This window comes from Kribbella sp. NPDC006257 (assembly GCF_040613535.1).
Taxonomy (GTDB): domain Bacteria; phylum Actinomycetota; class Actinomycetes; order Propionibacteriales; family Kribbellaceae; genus Kribbella.
Window position 1 is genome coordinate 50,507 of sequence record NZ_JBEXSJ010000006.1, and the last position, 16,972, is coordinate 67,478.

The window sequence follows — 16,972 nt, forward strand, 5'->3', positions numbered from 1 at the left end:
GTCATCCCCCTCACCGCCGGCAATTGGCCCATGTAGATGCACCAGAAGTGGACCCACAGGCTGGGCCGCTGGACCTCTAAGCTCAAGACATCAAGCGAGCAAGGAGACCGATGATGACCAGCACCGCCACTGATCGCACCGCCGCCGCAGGACGCCTGGCCAGCCTCCTCCCACCGGCCGGCGCCGCCCGCAACCTCGCGATGGCCCAGCTGGCCAACTCGGTCGGCGACGGCGCTTTCATCGTCACCTCGGCCCTGTTCTTCACCCGGGTGGTCGGCCTCTCCACCGCCCAGGTCGGCCTCGGCCTCACCATCGCCTGGCTGGTCGGCTTCCTCACCGGCGTACCGCTCGGCAACCTTGCCGACCGCAAGGGTCCCCGTGGCGTCGCGATCCTGCTGGCCCTCTCCACGGCGCTCTCCGTCGGATCGTTCCTCTTCGTCCGCAGCTTCCCGCTCTTCCTGATCGCCGCGATCGCCTACGCCAGCAGCCAGACCGGCCTCAGCGCCGCCCGGCAAGCCCTGCTGGCCGGACTAGTCAGCCCGGCTGAGCGCACCCGCATCCGCGCCTTCCTACAGGCCACAGTGAACGCCGGACTCGCAGTAGGAGCCGCACTCGGTGGAGTCGCCCTGCGCTTCGACACAGCACCGGCGTACCTGACAGTGTTCGCAATCGACGCAGCCAGCTTCCTGGTCGCCGCCGTCCTGATCCATCGGGTCCCCGCAGTCACCGCAGTCAAAGCAAAAGCCGGCGAACCCCGCCTCGCAGTCCTGCACGACCGCCCGTACGCCGTACTCGCGCTCCTCAATGCAGTGATGCTGATGTTCATGCCGCTACTCAGCCTGGTCGCACCGCTGTGGATCGTCGAGCGCACCAACGCTCCCAGCTGGGTGGTCGCCTCACTGCTCATCGTCAACACCATCGGTGTCACGCTGTTCCAGGTCCGCATCGCTCGCGGCGTCAAGGACCTCCGTACTGCGACCCGCTCGGTCCGCTTCGCCGGAGTCGCCATGCTGGCCGCTTGCGGCGTCTTCGCCCTCAGCGCCTTCGGAATGGCCCCGGCAGGAGCCGCCGCAGTACTGGCTGTCGCTGCAGCGCTCCTGACCTTCGGAGAGATGAAGCTCGCCTCCGGTGCCTGGGAGATCAGCTTCGGACTCGCCCCCGCCGACAAGCAGGGGCAGTACCAAGGCTTCTTCGGAACGGGCCCTGCGATCGCCCGCATGCTCGGCCCGGCGCTGCTGACGACGCTGATCCTCGGCCGGGGCCCGATCGGCTGGCTGGTGGTCGGTGCACTGTTCCTAGGGACCAGTGTGGCGACTGGTCCCGCCGTACGATGGGCAGCACGGACCCGGTCCGCCAGCCTGGTGATCGAGCCGTCACTCAACGAGGAGTGCGCCGCCTGATGACGTACCGACTTAACGGGGCAGAACTGGTCGAGATCACGTCGTACGACGAACTGCGGGAGCTCGTCCCCGCGCCGCTACAGACCACCGCAGACAAGGTCCGCAAGGAGCTGCACGAGCTGGACCGGCAGTGGCTCGCCGAGTCGCCGTTCTGCCTGATCGGCACCGCTGCGGCGGACGGTAGCTGCGACGTCTCCCCCAAGGGCGACCCGGCCGGCTTCACCAAGGTTCTGGACGACACCACGATCGCGATCCCGGAGCGGGCCGGCAACCGTCGCGTCGACGGCTTCCTCAACATCATCAGTAACCCGCATGTCGGGCTGATCTACTTCCTGCCAGGTCGCGGCGAGACGCTGCGGATCAACGGCCGGGCCCGGATCATCCGCGAGGCGCCGTTCTTCGACGACATGATCGTGAAGGGCAACCGGCCGCAACTGGCGCTGCTGGTGGAGATCGAGGAGATCTTCCACCACTGCTCGAAGGCGTTCCTCCGCTCGAAGCTGTGGAAGCCGGAGACCTGGAACCCCGAGGCAGTGCCGAGCCGCGCGAAGATCGCCAAGGCACTGGACCGCAAGGATGCCGAGCTGTCCGAGCTGGAGGAGTACTACGGGCCGCAGTACGAGGCCGGGATCTACCAGACGAAGTACTGACTACCGCAGATGTAGCAGTGCGAAGTACCACGTGGCGGCGATGACAGTTGGTCAGGTCGCCCTTTACGGTTCGAGGGTGAACACTACCGATCCTCGACACGACGAGCGCGTGAGGCGAGTCATGCTGCCCACCGTGATCACGGTGGTGGCCGTCGTCGGATCGTTCGGGGCGTCGCGCGGTGAAACGGATCGCCGGGCGGCCGACTGGTTCATGGTCGTCCTGCTGCTGATCGGGTCGGTGTCGCTGTACTGGCTCCGCTCCCGGCCCATCCCGGTGCTGTGGGCAACTGTCGTGTCGACGCTCGTCTACATGCTGATGCAGTACGCGTACGGCCCGGTGATCTTCAGCTTCGTCATCGCTGTCTTCACCGCGATCCGCCTCGGCCACAGGGCGGCCGGCTGGTCCGCGATCGTGACCCTGTACGCCGGGCACGTGCTGGGCCGCATCGCGCTCGGGATTCATGGCCAGGGCATCTACCAGATCCTCCTGGTCGGCACCTGCTTCGTGGTGCTCGGGTTCCTGGCCGAGCTCTTCCGTGGACACCGTGAGCGGGTCATGGCGGCCAAGCAGACCCGGCGCGAGGAAGAGCTGCGCAAGGCAGGTGAGGAACGTCTACGGATCGCCCAGGAGCTGCACGACGTCGTGGCACACCACATCTCGCTCATCAACGTGCAGGCGTCGACAGCGCTCCACCTTGCGGATCGCCAACCAGAGCAGGCCGTTCCGGCTCTTGCGGCGATCAAGGAGGCCAGCAAAGAAGCACTGGTCGAGCTACGATCGATCGTCGGCATCCTGCGACAGTCGGACGAAGCAGCACCACGCCAGCCTGTCGTCGGACTGGACCACCTCGACAGTCTGGTCAGCCGTACGTCGATGGCCGGGTTGGAAGTGCACACCCTGATCCATGGGGATCCACGTCCGCTGCCGACCGGCCTGGATCGCGCTGCGTTCCGGATCATCCAGGAGTCGCTGACCAACGCAGTACGGCATGCGAGCGCTTCTTCGGCGACAGTGCGCATCCAGTACGGCGAGCGCGCGCTCGTCGTACAGGTGGATGACGATGGCCGGTCGCTGTTGGGGCCGCCCACGGAAGGCAACGGCATCATCGGGATGCGTGAGCGCGCCACTGCACTGGGTGGCACGCTCACAGCAACCCGTACGCCGGCCGGTGGGCTCAGGATCGTTGCCCAGTTGCCGTTGGAGCCTGCTGAGGTCTAGCGAGCCTCAGGCAGGCGGACGTGGGACGGGTTGAGATCGGCGACCTGGGAGACGCCGAGCAGAGCCATGGTGCGGCGCACTTCGGTGGTGAGGATCTCTGCTGCCCGGGCGACGCCGCGCTCTCCGCCGGCCATCAAGCCGTAGAGGTACGCGCGGCCGACCAGGCAGGCGTCCGCGCCGAGAGCAACCGCTGCGACGATGTCGGCGCCGCTCATGATGCCGGTGTCGAGGTAGATCTCGGCGTCACTGCCGATGGCCTTGCGAACCTCAGGCAGGATGCGCAGTGGTGTGGGCGCGCGGTCGAGCTGGCGACCGCCATGGTTGGAGAGCACGATCGCGTCGGCGCCGGCATCGACGACCCGACGGGCATCCTCGACGGTCTGGATGCCCTTGACGATGAGCGGGCCGTCCCAGATCGAACGGAGCCAGTTCAGGTCGTCGATGGTCATCGTCGGATCGAACAACTGGTTCAGGAGATCGGCGACCGTGCCGTCCCAGCTCGACAGGGACGCGAAGGTGAGCGGGCGGGTGGTGAGCAGGTTGGCCCACCAAGCCGGGTGCATGGACGCGTCGAGCACGGTCTTGACCGTGAGGGACGGTGGGATGGTGAAGCCGTTCCGTACGTCGCGGAGCCGGGCGCCGGCGACTGGGACATCGACCGTCAACATCAGTGCCTCATACCCGGCAGCTGCCGACCGCTTGACCAGGTCCTCGCCGGACTCGCGGTCCTTCCAGACGTAGAGCTGGAACCACTTCCGCGCATCCGGAGCGGCCGCGGCGACGTCTTCGATCGAGGTCGTGCCCATGGTGGACAGGGCGTACGGGATGCCGAGGCGTTCGGCGACCTTCACGACCGCGCTCTCGCCCTCGTGATTCATCATCCGGGTGAAGCCGGTCGGCGCGAACGCGAACGGGAGCTCCGAGCGGTTGCCGAGGATCGTCGTACTGAGATCGATCTCCGACACGTTACGCAGGATCGACGGCTGCAGCTCCATCTCGGCAAACAGCCGGCGGGCGCGCTGCAGGCTGATCTCGGCCTCGGCGGCGCCGTCGGTGTAGTCGAAGACCGAGCGCGGCGTACGGCGTTTGGCGATCGCGCGCAGGTCGGCGATGGTGAGCGCCTTCTCGAGTCGCCGGTCGGTCGGGTTGACGGTGACCGGCTTGGCCCGCAGCAAGGGCTTCAGCTCGGACCAGCGCGGCAGCTGTCGATCAGTCATCGGGAAGCGCTCTCTCAGCCGGGGAGGATTGTGTGGTCGGACCACAGCATAGTCTGTGGTCCGACCACAGGGCTAGACTCCCTGCCATGAGCTTGTACGACGAACTTCCGGCGATCGCCGCGATCATCCTTGGGGTGCGGTGAAGAACTACGAGCTGGTGCTGAGCCGGGTCGAGGCGGATCTGGCGGCGGGGCGGTTGCGGCTGGGTGAGCGGCTGCCGGGAGAGCGATCTCTGGCGGAGCAGCTGGGGATCAGCCGGCCGTCGGTGCGGGAAGCCGTGCGGGTGCTGGAGGCGATGGGGGTCGTGCGGACCGCGACCGGTTCCGGGCCGGAGGCAGGCGCGGTCATCGTCGCGGAACCGGCTTCCCCGCTGACCGCCCTCTTACGGTTGCATCTGGCAACAAACCACCTACCGATGGGCGATATCGTCCAAACCCGGGTCCTCCTGGAATCCTGGGCCGCCCGCCAAGCCGCAGACCGCTTCGCTTCCAGTTCAGGAGAAGACGATCTGGCGGGGCTTGGGGTGGCTGAGGGGTTGTTGGATCGGATGGATTCGCCTGCGTTGTCGCCGGAGGAGTTTCATTTGCTGGATGCAGAGTTTCATGTGGCGATGGCGGCGCTGGCGGGGAACGTGTTGATCGCGGCGGTGATGTCGTCGTTGCGGACGGCTATTCATGGGTATGTGCTGGCGGCCGTGCCCAATCTGCCGGACTGGGATGCCACGGCAGTTGGGTTGCGGGCTGAGCATCGGGCGATTGTCTCGGCGATCCGGGAGGGGAAGGCCGACGAGGCGTCGCGGCTGGTGGTGGATCACATCGAAGGGTTCTATCGGGCGGCGCGGCTTTAACAGGCGCACGGACGTACCAGGTGGCGCGGCTTTAGCAGGTGGTGCAGCGGTCGGCGGTGGTGAGGGCGGTGCGGCGGAGGCCGAGGATGACCGAGGCGCCGACGAGCAGGTGGAGGGAAGCCAGGGCCAGTTTGGCGTCGGTGCCGATGCCGTTCAAAAGTGGGCTGCCGAGTGAGGTGATGCAGAAGATCGTCGCGACGATTGTCCAGGCGTTGCGGGCGTTCACGGTACGGCGCTCGAGGATTGAGAGAAGGCCCCAGCCGGCGAGACTCATCACCAGTGTGGCGACGAAGACTGAGCCGCCCTTGATGTGCGTGACAGATCCCTGCTTGGCCACCAGATCGATTCCTAGCGCCTGGGACAAGATCGCCCACCAGATCAGCGCGACACCGATGGTGAATCCGACGACGCTCAGCCGCCGACGGCCTACCACCCGACGAGGCAGACCGCCGCCTTTCGCGGCAGGTCGCGGGGCTTGGCCGAAGGCTGCGGTAGCCGTACCGGCTCCGGCCGGCGGGAGGGTGGAGACTCGGTCGGCTTGATTGCTTTTGTTGGTGGTCATTTCGTTGCCTCTTCCAAACGGTGGGCGGTTCTGATGTCGCCAACCATCCAGCGCAGGTGCGGGGAGGGGCATCAGTCGGGAGGCTGGAGAGGTACCGCTGAAGGTTGGTACGGCTTCGACTTTGGTCGGTGGCGACGCCGACGCAGGAACGCCTACTGTCGGCGGCATGGAGGAGACGAACTGCGGGCCGGCCCGCGCCGGCCGCACGGCCGATCTCATCGCGATGTGCGTGATCGGCGTACTCACCGCGATGACGATCGTGGGACGGCAGTCGGACGGTGAGACGACGGGCTGGCTCATCGTCGACGTGGCTGTGGGTGTGATCGCCTGTGCCCTGATCCTCTTCCTCCGGCGCCGACCGATTCAGACGTCGCTGGCGCTCGCGGCACTGGCCGCCCTCTCCCCCGCGGCGACGCCTCCGTCGACCGTCGGCACCCTCACGGTCGCCCAGCGACGCCCGCTGCGGACGGCCGCTGTGGTCGCACTCGCTGGGACCGCCGGCCATCTGCTCCAGGCAATCCTGCGGCCGATCGAGGGTCTCAGCCTGGGATGGTTCCTGATCCTGGACATCGCCGTCCATGCGGCCCTACTCGGCTGGGGCCAATGGAATCAGGCCCGCTGGGCGCTCCTCCATTCGCTGCGAGAGCGCGCTCTCCGGGCTGAGAACGAGCAGGGGCGACGGGTCGCCGAGGCGCGGACGCTCGAGCGGACGAAGATGGCTCGGGAGATGCACGACGTGCTGGCGCATCGGCTTTCCTTACTTGCGACGTACGCCGGCGCACTGGAATACCGACCCGATTCGTCGCCGGAGAAGCTGGCCCAGGCGGCCGGCGTGATCCGCACCGGAGTCCATCAGGCGCTCGATGAACTGAGAGAAGTGATCAGCGTGCTCCGGGACAGCGAGATCGAGGAGCTACCGGGCGGACGACCGCAACCGACCTTCGCCGACCTCACCGCGCTGGTCGCCGAATCGCGCGACGCGGGCACCGAGATCCGGTACGCCGAAGCGGTCACCGCGCCGGATTCGTTGCCGCCGGCAACCGGGCGTACGGCGTACCGGGTGGTGCAGGAAGGGCTCACGAACGCGCGGAAGCATGCGGCGGGACGGCCGGTGACGCTGGTGGTGAAGGGGCAGCCGGGTGGGACGCTGCAGATCGAACTGACCAACCCGCGCGGCAACGGCGTACCGCTGACGCCAGGGAGTGGCACCGGGCTGGTCGGGTTGACCGAGCGGGTGCAGCTGGCGGGTGGGACGCTGGATCACGGCGAGGCCGGTGACGCGTTCCGCCTGCATGCCTCGCTACCGTGGCCCGCATGAGCGAGTCCATCAGGGTCCTGGTCGTGGACGACGATGCCCTGGTCAGGGCAAGTCTCGAGATGATGCTCGACGGGGCGAACGGGATCTCCGTGGTGGGTCAGGCGGCCGACGGCGACGAGGTACCAGAGGCGATCGACAAGCACTTCCCCGATCTGGTGCTGATGGATCTGCGGATGCCGCGGGTGGACGGGATCGTCGCGACGCGGCGGCTGCGGGCGCGCAAGAATCCGCCGGAGGTGGTCGTGCTGACGACGTTCGACACCGATGAGAACGTGCTGCACGCGCTACGGGCCGGGGCGAGCGGGTTCTTGCTGAAGGACACGCCGCCGGCACAGATCGTGGAGGCCGTACGCCGGGTGGCGGCGGGCGATCCGATCCTGTCACCGGCGATCACGCGCCGGTTGATGGATCGGGCGGCGACCGAGGCGGATGCGCATACCAAAGCACGGGCGGCGCTGGAGCAGCTGAGTCCGCGGGAGTACGACGTGATGCTGGCCGTTGCGCAGGGCAAGGCGAATGCGCAGATCGCGACCGAGTTGTACATGAGTGTGGCGACGGTGAAAGCGCACATCTCGCACATCCTCACCAAGTTGGATCTGGGCAACAGGACGCAGATCGCGTTGCTGGCGCACGATGCGGGACTGGCCTGACGATGGCTTAGCGTGGGCGCATGATTCGGGTGTTGCTGGCGGATGATCAGGCGTTGGTGCGGGCCGGGTTCCGGTCGTTGCTGAATGCCGAGGACGACATCACGGTGATCGGTGAGGTGGCCGATGGGGCTGCTGCCGTGGAGGTTGCCCGGGCGGAGAAGCCTGATGTGGTGCTGATGGACATCCGGATGCCTGGGACCGATGGGCTGGAGGCGACTCGGCAGATCGGCGCGGATGATGCGCTGGCCGATGTGCACGTGGTGATCCTGACGACGTTCGATCTGGACGAGTACGTGTTCGAGGCGCTGCGAGTCGGGGCCAGTGGGTTCTTAGTGAAAGACACCGAGCCGGTTGAGCTTCTGCAAGCCGTGCGGGTGGTGGCGCGCGGGGATGCGCTCCTCTCCCCTGGCGTGACCAAGCGGCTGGTCGCGGAGTTCGCGACGCGGAGCCGTCAGCCGCACGCGAGCAAGGAACTCGACGTCCTGACGGAGAGAGAACGCGAGATCGTGGCGCTCGTCGGCGAAGGGTTGTCGAACGACGAGATCGCCGCGCGGTTGGTGCTGAGTCCGGCGACAGCCAAGACGCACGTCAGCAGGGCGATGGTGAAGCTCGGTGTTCGGGACCGCGCGCAGTTGGTGGTCGTCGCTTATCAGACAGGTCTCGTCCGCCCAGGCTGGCTCGGCTGACCTCGGCTCCGCGTGCAGGTCGGCAGGGTCGGCAGCTTCCTACGCCGCGGACCGGGGTTGGGCCAGGGTTCGTACTCCCCCGGCGGTAGCCGGGGTCACTCCGTTGGGGCGACGCGGGAACACCGGCCCGACCGCCAGGCTCGTCGTATGACACAAACTGCCCCGCTGGTCGAGATCACCGGCCTGACCAAACGCTACGGCGACACCCTTGCGGTCGATGGTGTCGATCTGCTCGTCCACCCCGGCGAGGTGTACGGATTCCTCGGTCCCAACGGCGCCGGCAAGACCACCACGCTGCGGATCCTCACCGGCCTGATCGCGCCGACCAGCGGCACCGTCCGGGTGCTCGGCGGATCACCGGGCCAGGCTCAGGTCCTCGCCAGGACCGGCTCGATGATCGAGTCGCCGGCCTTCTATCCCTACCTCTCCGGACTCGACAATCTCCGGCTCCTCGCCGAGTACGCCGAGGTGCCGCGGACCCGGATCGCCGAGGTCCTCGCGCTGGTCGACCTCACCGATCGCGCCCGCGACCGCTTCTCGACGTACTCCCTCGGGATGAAGCAACGCCTCGGGGTCGCGGCCGCGCTGCTCAAGGATCCCGAGCTGGTGATCCTCGACGAGCCGACCAACGGCCTCGACCCGGCCGGCATGCGGGACATGCGGCGGCTGATCCGCGAACTCGGTGCGGACGGCCGGACCGTACTGCTGTCGAGTCACCTGCTCGGCGAGGTGCAGCAGATCTGCGACCGGGTCGGCATCATCAGCGAGGGCCGGATGGTCGCCGAGCACGCCGTCGAGGAGCTCCGCGAACAACAGGAACTCGTGATCCGCGCAGCACCACTGGAGAGCGCTCACTCCGTACTACGGAACGCTCTCGGCGACGTCGTTCATCGCTATGACGACACGCTGCGAGTGAGCCTGCCGCCGGCCCGCGCGGCCGAGGTGAACCGGGTTCTGGTGCAAGCCGGGATCGAGGTCTCCGAACTTCGCAGTACCGAACGAGCACTCGAGGACGTGTTCTTCGAACTCACCAGCAAGGAGAAGGCTGATGTTGGCTAGCTATCGAGCGGAGCTGCTCAAGCTTCGCAAGCGATCCGCGGTCTGGGTGCTGTTCGGTGCCGGCCTGGTGCTGAGCCTCATCTTCGGCTACATCGTGCCGTACCTCGGCTATGCGACCGGCGACCAGCAGACCGGCGGGATCCCACGGGCCGAAGTACTGCGCGGCATGCTGCCCGAACGCGTGCTGGACAACGCCCTCGGCGGCTTCCCGGTGTTCGCGGGAGCGCTTGCCCTGGTGCTCGGCGCGATCGTCATCGGCGGCGAGTACACCTGGGGAACGCTGAAGACAATCCTCACCCAACGCCCCGGTCGCGGCTCGCTGCTGGCCGGTCAGTTCCTCGGACTGTTCACAGCGGTCGCCGTCTGGGTGCTCGGGATCTTCGTCGCCTGCTCGTTGTGCAGCATCGGAATCGCCGCAAAAGAAGGGGCTGCGATGAACTGGCCGAGTCCCGTCGACCTGCTGCAGGGGCTGGCCGGCGGCTGGTTGGTACTGACGATGTGGTGTCTCGCGGGGGCTGCTCTAGCCATTGCCTTCCGCAACGTTGCCCTGCCGATCGGGCTCGGCGTCGTCTGGGTCCTCGGCATCGAGGCGTTGCTGGCCGGGTTGGTGAGCAGCCTGCTGCCGAGTCTGGAGTTCCTGTCCGATGCCATGCCAGGCGCGAACGCAGGGTCGCTGATCTACGCGGTCACCGGGATTGCCGCAGGCGACGCGCCACCCGGCGTACGGGATGCGGTGAGCGGAGATCGCGCTCTCCTGACACTGCTCGGGTACGCCGCCGTCTTCATCGCGCTCGCCGCCTTCACCACCCGCCGCCGGGATGTGGCTTAGTCGGGAAGTCGAAGACCCGCGTGGGCGAGGGCCAGTTCGCAGAACATGGCGTTCGCCCACGAGAACCATTCCCGCGTGTACTTCGTGGGGTCGTCGGTGTGGAAGCCTTCGTGCATCTGACCGGTCCCGCCGGTGGTGTCGCGCAGCACTTCCAGCAGGTGCTGCCGCTCCTCGGCAGAGGTGCTCGTCAGACCTTGGACAGACAGCGCGATCGGCCACACGTAGTCCGGCGGAGTATGCGGGCTACCAATACCAGCCGCCGCGGATCCGCTGTAGTAGTAGGGATTCTCCGGGCTGAGCAGCAACTTCCGGGTGGCCAGATACGCCGGGTCGTCGGCCGCCGTGAACCCGAACATCGGCGCCGACAACAGGCTCGGCATGTTCGCATCGTCCATCAGCAGGTACTCACCGAAACCGTCCACCTCATAGGCATAAACCCGCCCGTACGCCGGATGGTCCACCATGCCGTACCGGGCGATCCCGTCGTCGATGCCCGCCTTGAGCTCCTTCGCCCGGGCAGCCAGCGAGTCGTCGTCCAGCACCTCGGTCGCGATCACCTGCAGGAACCTGAGCACCGCCGAGGCGAACATGTTGCCCGGCACGTTGAACCCGAGCTCGGTGGCATCGTCGCTCGGCCGGAATGCGCTCCACGACATCCCCGTCGGCTGGGTGAGCCGCCCGCGTCCCTCCCGGACCAGTGTGTCCGAGGGCCGGTCGTCATGCCGCTGGAACCGGTACTGCGAGTTGTTCTCGTGATCGAGCTCGATCGTCCACAGCTCCAGCGTCGCGTTGGCCGCCGCGACGAACCGGTGGTCGATCACGTCCTTGCGTCCGGTGATCCGCCAGAGCCGGTAGGCCAGCTCGATCGGGTAGCAGAGCGAGTCGATCTCGTACTTGCGTTCCCACACCCACGGCGACATCTCGGTCTCGTCGCCGGTGTGCCCGGCACCGTCGGCAGCCCGGTTGAACGCGTTCGCGTACGGGTCGATCGCGATGTACTCGAGCTGGCGGTGCAGGACCCCGATCAGCGTGTCCTGCAAGGCCGGATCGTCACCGCACAGCACCAGGTACGGGCGGAGCTGGGCGGCCGAGTCACGCAGCCACATCGCGGGGATGTCACCGGTCAGCACGAAGGTCGTCCCGTCCGGCAACCGTTCGGCGACCGCGGGCAGGTTCTCTGCCATCGAGCGCTCGAACATCCCCGCGATCACCGGGTCGCCGGTCGCCCGGCGGACCTCCTCGACGGCGCGAGCCAGAACGTCGCGATCGATACCGGTCATCAACACATCACCTTTCAGCAGAGCCGAGCTGGACCGTGGCCGAGGCCAGCTCAGGAGGTCCGAGCAGCAGGACAGAGGGGTTGGGAGAGAACGTGTGGTCGAGCACCAGGGCGGCCGCACCGACCGCGCCGACATCCGCGCCGAGCGACGTCCCGGTCACCTGGAACGGATGCACGGAACGCACCAGGAAGCGCTCTACCAGCGCGGCCCGGACGAATTCGTCGAAGAACGGCGCGAGCTGGTCCCAGAGCGGGCCGCCGAACACCACCCGCTCCAGGTCGAGCAGGTTCGCGATGTCCTCGACCACCTTCGCGATCCGGCCGGCCAGCGTCGTGATGATGTCCCGGGCAGCACCGAACCCGGCACCGGCCCGTGCACACAACTCGATGAAAGCGATGTCGACCGCATGCCGATCGTCGAGGTCGATGCCTTGGGCAAGCACTCCGGCCTGGATCGCCTGCTGCACCAGGTAGCGCGGCTGGCTGGTCTGGCCGACGCACCCACGGCGGCCGCAGAAGCAGAGCGGTCCGTCCGGGTCGACGATCACATGCCCGATCTCGCCGACGTTGCTGGACGAGCCGCGGACCACCTCGTCGCCGATCACCAGCCCGGCGCCGACACCGGTGCCGAGATAGAAGAAGACGAAGCTGCCGCGGCCGTTCGGTCCACCGGCCCACTTCTCCGCCGACGCCGCGGCGGTCACGTCCTTGTCCAGCAGCACCGGGAGCCCGGTCCGGTCACGCAAGGCGTCGCGAAGGGGAACAAGATGCCAGGCCGACAGGTTCGGCGGGTCGACCACGACACCGCGCTCGACGTCGATCGGACCGGGGGCAGCGATCCCGACACCGACCACTCGCTCCCGTGGTGCGCCGGCCGCCACGATGACCTCTTCGACAGTGGCGGCGATGCCGGCGATCATGACATCCGGATCGTCGGTGCTTGCAGGTGTTTCGGTCCGCCGACGCGCGACTACCTGGCCGGTCAGGTCGAGCACGACGACGGTGACGACGGCCGGATCCAGGTGCACGCCGACGGCGTACTGGCCGGTGGGTTCGAGTTCGAGGAGGGTCCGCGGTTTGCCGAGGCCGGCGCTCTTCTGGCGGCCGGCTTCGCGGACCAGGCCGGCGTCCAGCAGCCGGCGGGTGATGTTGGAGATGGCCTGGCCGGAGAGACCGGTCGCGGCCGCGATCTCGACCCGGCTGAGGCGTTCGTCAGCGCGGCGGATCGCGTCCAGCACCACGGTGTCGTTGAAGCCGCCCACCCGATCCAGGTTGGTACCCCGGCGTACTACCACCGGAGGCTGCTCGGTGCTCACCACTCCCCCTGTCCTCAGCGGCTTGCTGGGTCGGCGCCCCACGCCAGTGACCAGTCGTAGCGGACCTCGCCGTCGCCGGTCCGCCAGACGTTCGGCGTCGTGTTCGCCAGCCAGTCCAGCGGCTCGATCCCACCCACTGCCGCGTCACCACCGCTGAGAGCCAACCGTATACCGTCGCCAAGATCGCGATCCGTCTGCTCCGTCCTCGCGGCGGGGTCGACGGAGACGAAGAGAGCGCTCCCTGACCGAGCGACGAGGTCCAGGAACTGACGGTTCAGCTCCCAGGGCGTCTGCGGCGTGCAGGGCACGCAGTCCGCGTCCAGAGTGAAGAACCGGTTGTGCTGCGGTAGCCGGAAGGCCAGTGAGTTGATCCCCATCTTCCGGGTCCGCTCCCAGTCGCGTCCGGAGGTGTCGTCCCCGGTCCGCTGGATGTCGACCAGCCCGGCCGCGAGATGGCCGACGGTGTTGCACCCGATCAGTACGACGTCGCCGGCGGCCTCACGGATCTCCCGGTAGAAGGTGAGCACGATCTCGGCCGTCGTACGGGTCGCGTCGTGGAATTGCCAGCCGTCATCGGTCAGTCGGGCACCCATCGCCGGGCCGAACCGGCCGAAGACGTCGTACGTGCTGAAGTCGTGCTTGACCAGCTCGTAGCCCCAGTCGCGGAACCGGTGCAGGTCGGCGCGGACCAGGTCGAGGACCTCCGGGTACGACGGGTCGAGCGCGCGCCCGAAGCCGTCGGTCTGTCCCGTACGCCGCCAGGGGCCGTCCTCGCGCGAGAGCAACGGGCGGAACCAGAGCCCCGGCCGGGCACCGAGATCTTTGATGGCCGCGGCGGTGCCGGCCATGTCATCGAAGACCCCTTCGATGCCGCTCTCCCAGGGGCCGCCCGACGCGTTGCCACCGGGGTTCCAGCCGTCGTCGACCACGGAGAACGGTTTGACCGGATGCCCGTCGGCCAGCTCGACCACGGTCGCTGCGTCCTGGAGAACGGCCTTCTGGTCGAAGCCTTCGCCGTACGCGTAATACCAGTTGTTCGCCCCGACGATCGGCGCGGGCTCGGGGTGCGCCGGTAGGCGGGAACTCATCGACTCGACGGCCGCGTGCAGCGTGAGCCACGGCGTACCGGCGTCTGTGAAGTGTCGGACGGTTGCGGCGACCAATGAACGGCCGCCGAGGTGGGTCGGTCCGCCGCCGTTGCGGAGGTCGAGCCAGAGGGTGGCACCGGCGCCGTCGACGGTCCACGCGCAGAAGGCCGCCGGGTGCACGTCGACGCCCATGCCGGTGGTGGTGCCGGTACGGCGGTCGTGGGCCAGCCAGTACCACGGGAGGAGGCGCTCCGGCTGGAGGTGGCGCCACTGGAGATCGCCGTACGAGCGTTCCCAGGCGTCTCCGAGGATCAAAGCCTCTGCGGACAAGGTCTGTTCCCAGCGCAGCGCGACCCGCGAGATCTCGCGGGTCGCGCTCACGAGGATGTCGGGGTCGGTCCAGGTGACTTGGACTCCTGCCGCGGTCCAGATGCCGGCTTCGGTCCGGGAGGCAGCCATCAAGGAGTCGCCGGCCTGGATGAAGACCTTGGCCGGTTCACTCACAGAAGCTCCTTCGGGGCGGACTTTCCCCATTGACTTTAGTTATTAAGTTCTTGACCAGTCAAGAGACGGTCCGGTAGTAGATCAACTCGCCTGATTCGCCGGGGCCGGCGCCTTCGCTGGGAATGAAGAGGGTGACCAGGATGGCGTTCTGGCCGTTCGGGGCACGGAGCGCCGTCACCGTCGGGTTCGCGAACGCCGTACTGCCTGCGTCGGTGTGGATCGCCGTTTTGTCGGCGTTGCCGGTCTGGTAGTCGTAGACGAACGTGCGCCAGGAGCCGAAGTCGCCCTTGGTGTACTGACCTTCGATCAGGCCGAAGCTGTAGCCGCGGAACGACACCTGATCGCGGTCGCCGATGTTGCCGCCGACGCCCCAGTAGAGCAGGGCGTTGTCGTAGTCGGACTGGGCCGAGTTGGTCCAGGAGTTGAAGTTCTTCAGCGTGCCGCGCTGCTGCCGGTCCCGGTCGCAGTTCCAGTAGTAATGGCCGCCAACGTCGATCGTGGAGTGCTCGATATCGGGAGAGAGCGTGATCTTGTAGATGTTCGGCGTTCCCTCGGCGCAAGTCGACAACCGCCGGGCGGCGTCGAACGACTTGCCGACCCGGCCGGCCAGCAGGTCCGCCTTGCTGGCGAAGTACCGGAAGGCGAGATGGTTGTTCCCGCCGCCGGGATTCTCCTGCTCCCAGGCCATCACGAAGCCGCCGTTCGAGGCTTGGGCGATGGTCGGCTGCGAGGCGGCTCCGGTGTTGCTGCCGGCGAGTTCGCGGACCCAGTGCCAGTTGAGCAGGTCGGTCGAGGTGGCGAGGTTGACCCGGAAATGACCGTCGCTCGCCATGTGGTGCGAGACGGCCAGATAGCCACCGGTGGTGTCCTGGATGATCTTGACGGTGTCCATCGTGTGACCGGCATCGTCGTGTGCGCCGTACCGCTTGCCGGTCGCGCCAGTGACGTTCTCGACGATCCCGCGCAGCTCGGCGCGGGCCGGATCTGAGGGAGCACCGGCGGCTGTGGCCGTTGGAGGTATGACGAGGGCGGCGACGAGCAAGGCCGTCATACAGGTCAGGAGCTTGGTGAGCATGGGGCGGTCTCCTCAAGGGTCTATGGGATCAAGCGCGTGACGCCTTCGATCAGCCGGTCGATGTCGGATTGGTTCGTGTACGGCGCGAGGCCGGCTCGCACCGCGCCGGTGTCGCCGAGGCCGAGATGCCGTGAGGCTTCGAGGGCGTAGAACGAACCGGCCGGAGCGTTGACGCCGATCTGGGCGAGGCTCGCTGCGACATCCCGGGACTCGTGACCGGCGACGGAGAAGAGCAACGTCGGCGTACGGCGTTGCGCATGGCCGTAGAGCGTGATGCCGTCGAGGTCGGCCAGTCGCGCTTCCAACTCGGCGCGCAACACGTCCTCGTGGATCTCCAGCAACATCAGAGAACTCAGCAAACGCTCTCTCCGACTCTCTCCTGTTCCGCCGAGCCCGGCCAGGAAGTCCACGGCGGCAGTGGTTCCAGCCAGCAACTCATAGGGCAAGGTGCCGAACTCGAACCGCTCCGGTACGACGTTTGTTGCTGGAAGCAACTTGTCAGGCTTCAGTTCGTTCAGCAGCGCGGGCGACGCCGAGAGCACACCGCAATGCGGCCCGAAGAACTTGTACGGCGAACAGACGTAGAAGTCGGCGAACGACGCATCCACTGGAGCGTGGGCAGTCAGGTGCACACCATCGACATAGACGAGTGCACCGGCCGCGTGCACCTGTTCCGCGATGGCCTGTGTGTCAGGACGGGTGCCGAGCAGGTTGGAGGCGCCGGTGACGGCGACGAGCCGGGTGCGATCCGACAGCAGTGGCCCGAGATCGTCGAGCTCGGAGGTCGCCGGGTCGAAGGCCAGCCACCGCACCGTGGCGCCGACCGCTTCGGCGGCCTGGACCCAGGGCCGGATGTTCGCGTCGTGATCGAGCCGGGTCACGACGATCTCGTCGCCCGGACCCCAGTTCTTGGCGAGCGTCCGGGCGAAGTCGTAGGTCAGCTGCGTCATGCTCCGGCCGAAGACGATGCCGCCCGGATCGGTCCCGAGCAGATCCGCCATCGCCTGCCGGGCGCCGAGCACGATGTCGTCCGCCCGGCGCTCGGCCGGGGTCAGCCGGCCGCGGTTCGCCAGCGCGGAGACCATCGTCGAGGCGACCGCGTCCGCGACCACCTGCGGTGTCTGCGACCCTCCCGGGCCGTCGAAATGCGCGGCCCCCTCGTTCAGCGCGGGGAACTGCTTGCGGACTGTATCCACCTCGAAGCCGGCCATGCCGCTCATCCTCCCCAACTCCTGAGCCTGCGACCAGGGCTGTCTGCGTGTTCGCAGCTGCG

General features: G+C 67.5%; 16 protein-coding genes. 9 read left to right on the forward strand and 7 right to left on the reverse strand.

Going from position 1 to position 16,972, the window contains the following annotated elements; genetic code table 11:
• The first annotated feature begins 113 nt into the window (after nucleotides 1–113).
• From ABZ004_RS09495 to ABZ004_RS09505, 3 genes are all read left to right on the forward strand, one after another.
• The gene (locus ABZ004_RS09495) at nucleotides 114–1,400 is read left to right on the forward strand and encodes an MFS transporter (protein WP_355679331.1); all 1,287 of its coding nucleotides are present in this window, start codon (nucleotides 114–116) and stop codon (nucleotides 1,398–1,400) included.
• Nucleotides 1,400–2,050, forward strand: a complete 651-nt coding sequence (locus ABZ004_RS09500) for a pyridoxamine 5'-phosphate oxidase family protein (protein WP_355679332.1) — start codon at nucleotides 1,400–1,402, stop codon at nucleotides 2,048–2,050. Before ABZ004_RS09495 ends, ABZ004_RS09500 begins: the two co-directional genes overlap by 1 nt.
• A 133-nt stretch (nucleotides 2,051–2,183) precedes the next feature.
• Entirely contained in the window at nucleotides 2,184–3,269 is a 1,086-nt protein-coding gene (locus ABZ004_RS09505; RefSeq protein ID WP_355679333.1) for a sensor histidine kinase, read from the forward strand.
• On the opposite strand, the gene ABZ004_RS09510 is transcribed toward ABZ004_RS09505, so the two are convergent.
• Nucleotides 3,266–4,486 carry an alpha-hydroxy acid oxidase gene (locus tag ABZ004_RS09510; RefSeq protein ID WP_355679334.1) on the reverse strand — a complete coding sequence of 407 codons (1,221 nt, stop codon included), beginning with the start codon at nucleotides 4,484–4,486 and terminating at the stop codon, nucleotides 3,266–3,268. The genes ABZ004_RS09505 and ABZ004_RS09510 overlap by 4 nt on opposite strands.
• A gap of 139 nt (nucleotides 4,487–4,625) precedes the next feature.
• On the opposite strand from ABZ004_RS09510, the gene ABZ004_RS09515 reads away from it, so the two are divergent.
• Nucleotides 4,626–5,333, forward strand: a complete 708-nt coding sequence (locus tag ABZ004_RS09515; RefSeq protein WP_355679335.1) for an FCD domain-containing protein — start codon at nucleotides 4,626–4,628, stop codon at nucleotides 5,331–5,333.
• Nucleotides 5,334–5,364: 31 nt separating this feature from the next.
• Here the strand turns inward: ABZ004_RS09515 and ABZ004_RS09520 are convergent, their stop codons facing one another.
• Nucleotides 5,365–5,895 carry a DUF6069 family protein gene (locus ABZ004_RS09520; protein WP_355679336.1) on the reverse strand — a complete coding sequence of 177 codons (531 nt, stop codon included), beginning with the start codon at nucleotides 5,893–5,895 and terminating at the stop codon, nucleotides 5,365–5,367.
• 166 nt (nucleotides 5,896–6,061) lie between these two features.
• Between ABZ004_RS09520 and ABZ004_RS09525 the strand changes: the two genes are divergently transcribed.
• The 5 genes from ABZ004_RS09525 to ABZ004_RS09545 all read left to right on the forward strand — a co-directional run bounded on the left by ABZ004_RS09525 (nucleotide 6,062) and on the right by ABZ004_RS09545 (nucleotide 10,437).
• On the forward strand, nucleotides 6,062–7,213 hold the full coding sequence (locus ABZ004_RS09525; protein ID WP_355679337.1) for a histidine kinase: 1,152 nt from the start codon (nucleotides 6,062–6,064) through the stop codon (nucleotides 7,211–7,213).
• Nucleotides 7,210–7,863: a response regulator transcription factor gene (locus ABZ004_RS09530; protein WP_355679338.1), complete on the forward strand. Its 654-nt coding sequence runs from the start codon at nucleotides 7,210–7,212 to the stop codon at nucleotides 7,861–7,863. Before ABZ004_RS09525 ends, ABZ004_RS09530 begins: the two co-directional genes overlap by 4 nt.
• A 20-nt stretch (nucleotides 7,864–7,883) precedes the next feature.
• Nucleotides 7,884–8,549, forward strand: coding sequence for a response regulator transcription factor (locus ABZ004_RS09535; protein ID WP_355679339.1), 666 nt, complete (start codon nucleotides 7,884–7,886; stop codon nucleotides 8,547–8,549).
• A gap of 147 nt (nucleotides 8,550–8,696) precedes the next feature.
• The gene (locus ABZ004_RS09540) at nucleotides 8,697–9,608 is read left to right on the forward strand and encodes an ABC transporter ATP-binding protein (protein WP_355679340.1); all 912 of its coding nucleotides are present in this window, start codon (nucleotides 8,697–8,699) and stop codon (nucleotides 9,606–9,608) included.
• Nucleotides 9,598–10,437 carry an ABC transporter permease gene (locus ABZ004_RS09545; protein ID WP_355679341.1) on the forward strand — a complete coding sequence of 280 codons (840 nt, stop codon included), beginning with the start codon at nucleotides 9,598–9,600 and terminating at the stop codon, nucleotides 10,435–10,437. Before ABZ004_RS09540 ends, ABZ004_RS09545 begins: the two co-directional genes overlap by 11 nt.
• On the opposite strand, the gene ABZ004_RS09550 is transcribed toward ABZ004_RS09545, so the two are convergent.
• Genes ABZ004_RS09550 through ABZ004_RS09570 form a run of 5 tightly spaced genes read right to left on the reverse strand, consistent with a single transcriptional unit; the run spans nucleotide 10,434 to nucleotide 16,910 of the window.
• Nucleotides 10,434–11,717 carry a glycoside hydrolase family 125 protein gene (locus ABZ004_RS09550; protein ID WP_355679342.1) on the reverse strand — a complete coding sequence of 428 codons (1,284 nt, stop codon included), beginning with the start codon at nucleotides 11,715–11,717 and terminating at the stop codon, nucleotides 10,434–10,436. The two genes, ABZ004_RS09545 and ABZ004_RS09550, sit on opposite strands and share 4 nt — an antisense overlap.
• A gap of 7 nt (nucleotides 11,718–11,724) precedes the next feature.
• On the reverse strand, nucleotides 11,725–13,032 hold the full coding sequence (locus tag ABZ004_RS09555) for an ROK family transcriptional regulator (RefSeq protein ID WP_355679343.1): 1,308 nt from the start codon (nucleotides 13,030–13,032) through the stop codon (nucleotides 11,725–11,727).
• A 14-nt stretch (nucleotides 13,033–13,046) separates the two neighbouring features.
• A complete protein-coding gene (locus ABZ004_RS09560; RefSeq protein ID WP_355679344.1) occupies nucleotides 13,047–14,624 on the reverse strand; it encodes a hypothetical protein in 1,578 nt (525 codons plus the stop codon).
• 58 nt (nucleotides 14,625–14,682) lie between these two features.
• Nucleotides 14,683–15,699, reverse strand: coding sequence for a hypothetical protein (locus tag ABZ004_RS09565; protein ID WP_355679345.1), 1,017 nt, complete (start codon nucleotides 15,697–15,699; stop codon nucleotides 14,683–14,685).
• A 20-nt stretch (nucleotides 15,700–15,719) separates the two neighbouring features.
• Nucleotides 15,720–16,910 carry a cysteine desulfurase-like protein gene (locus ABZ004_RS09570; protein ID WP_355679346.1) on the reverse strand — a complete coding sequence of 397 codons (1,191 nt, stop codon included), beginning with the start codon at nucleotides 16,908–16,910 and terminating at the stop codon, nucleotides 15,720–15,722.
• Nucleotides 16,911–16,972 lie beyond the last annotated feature (62 nt).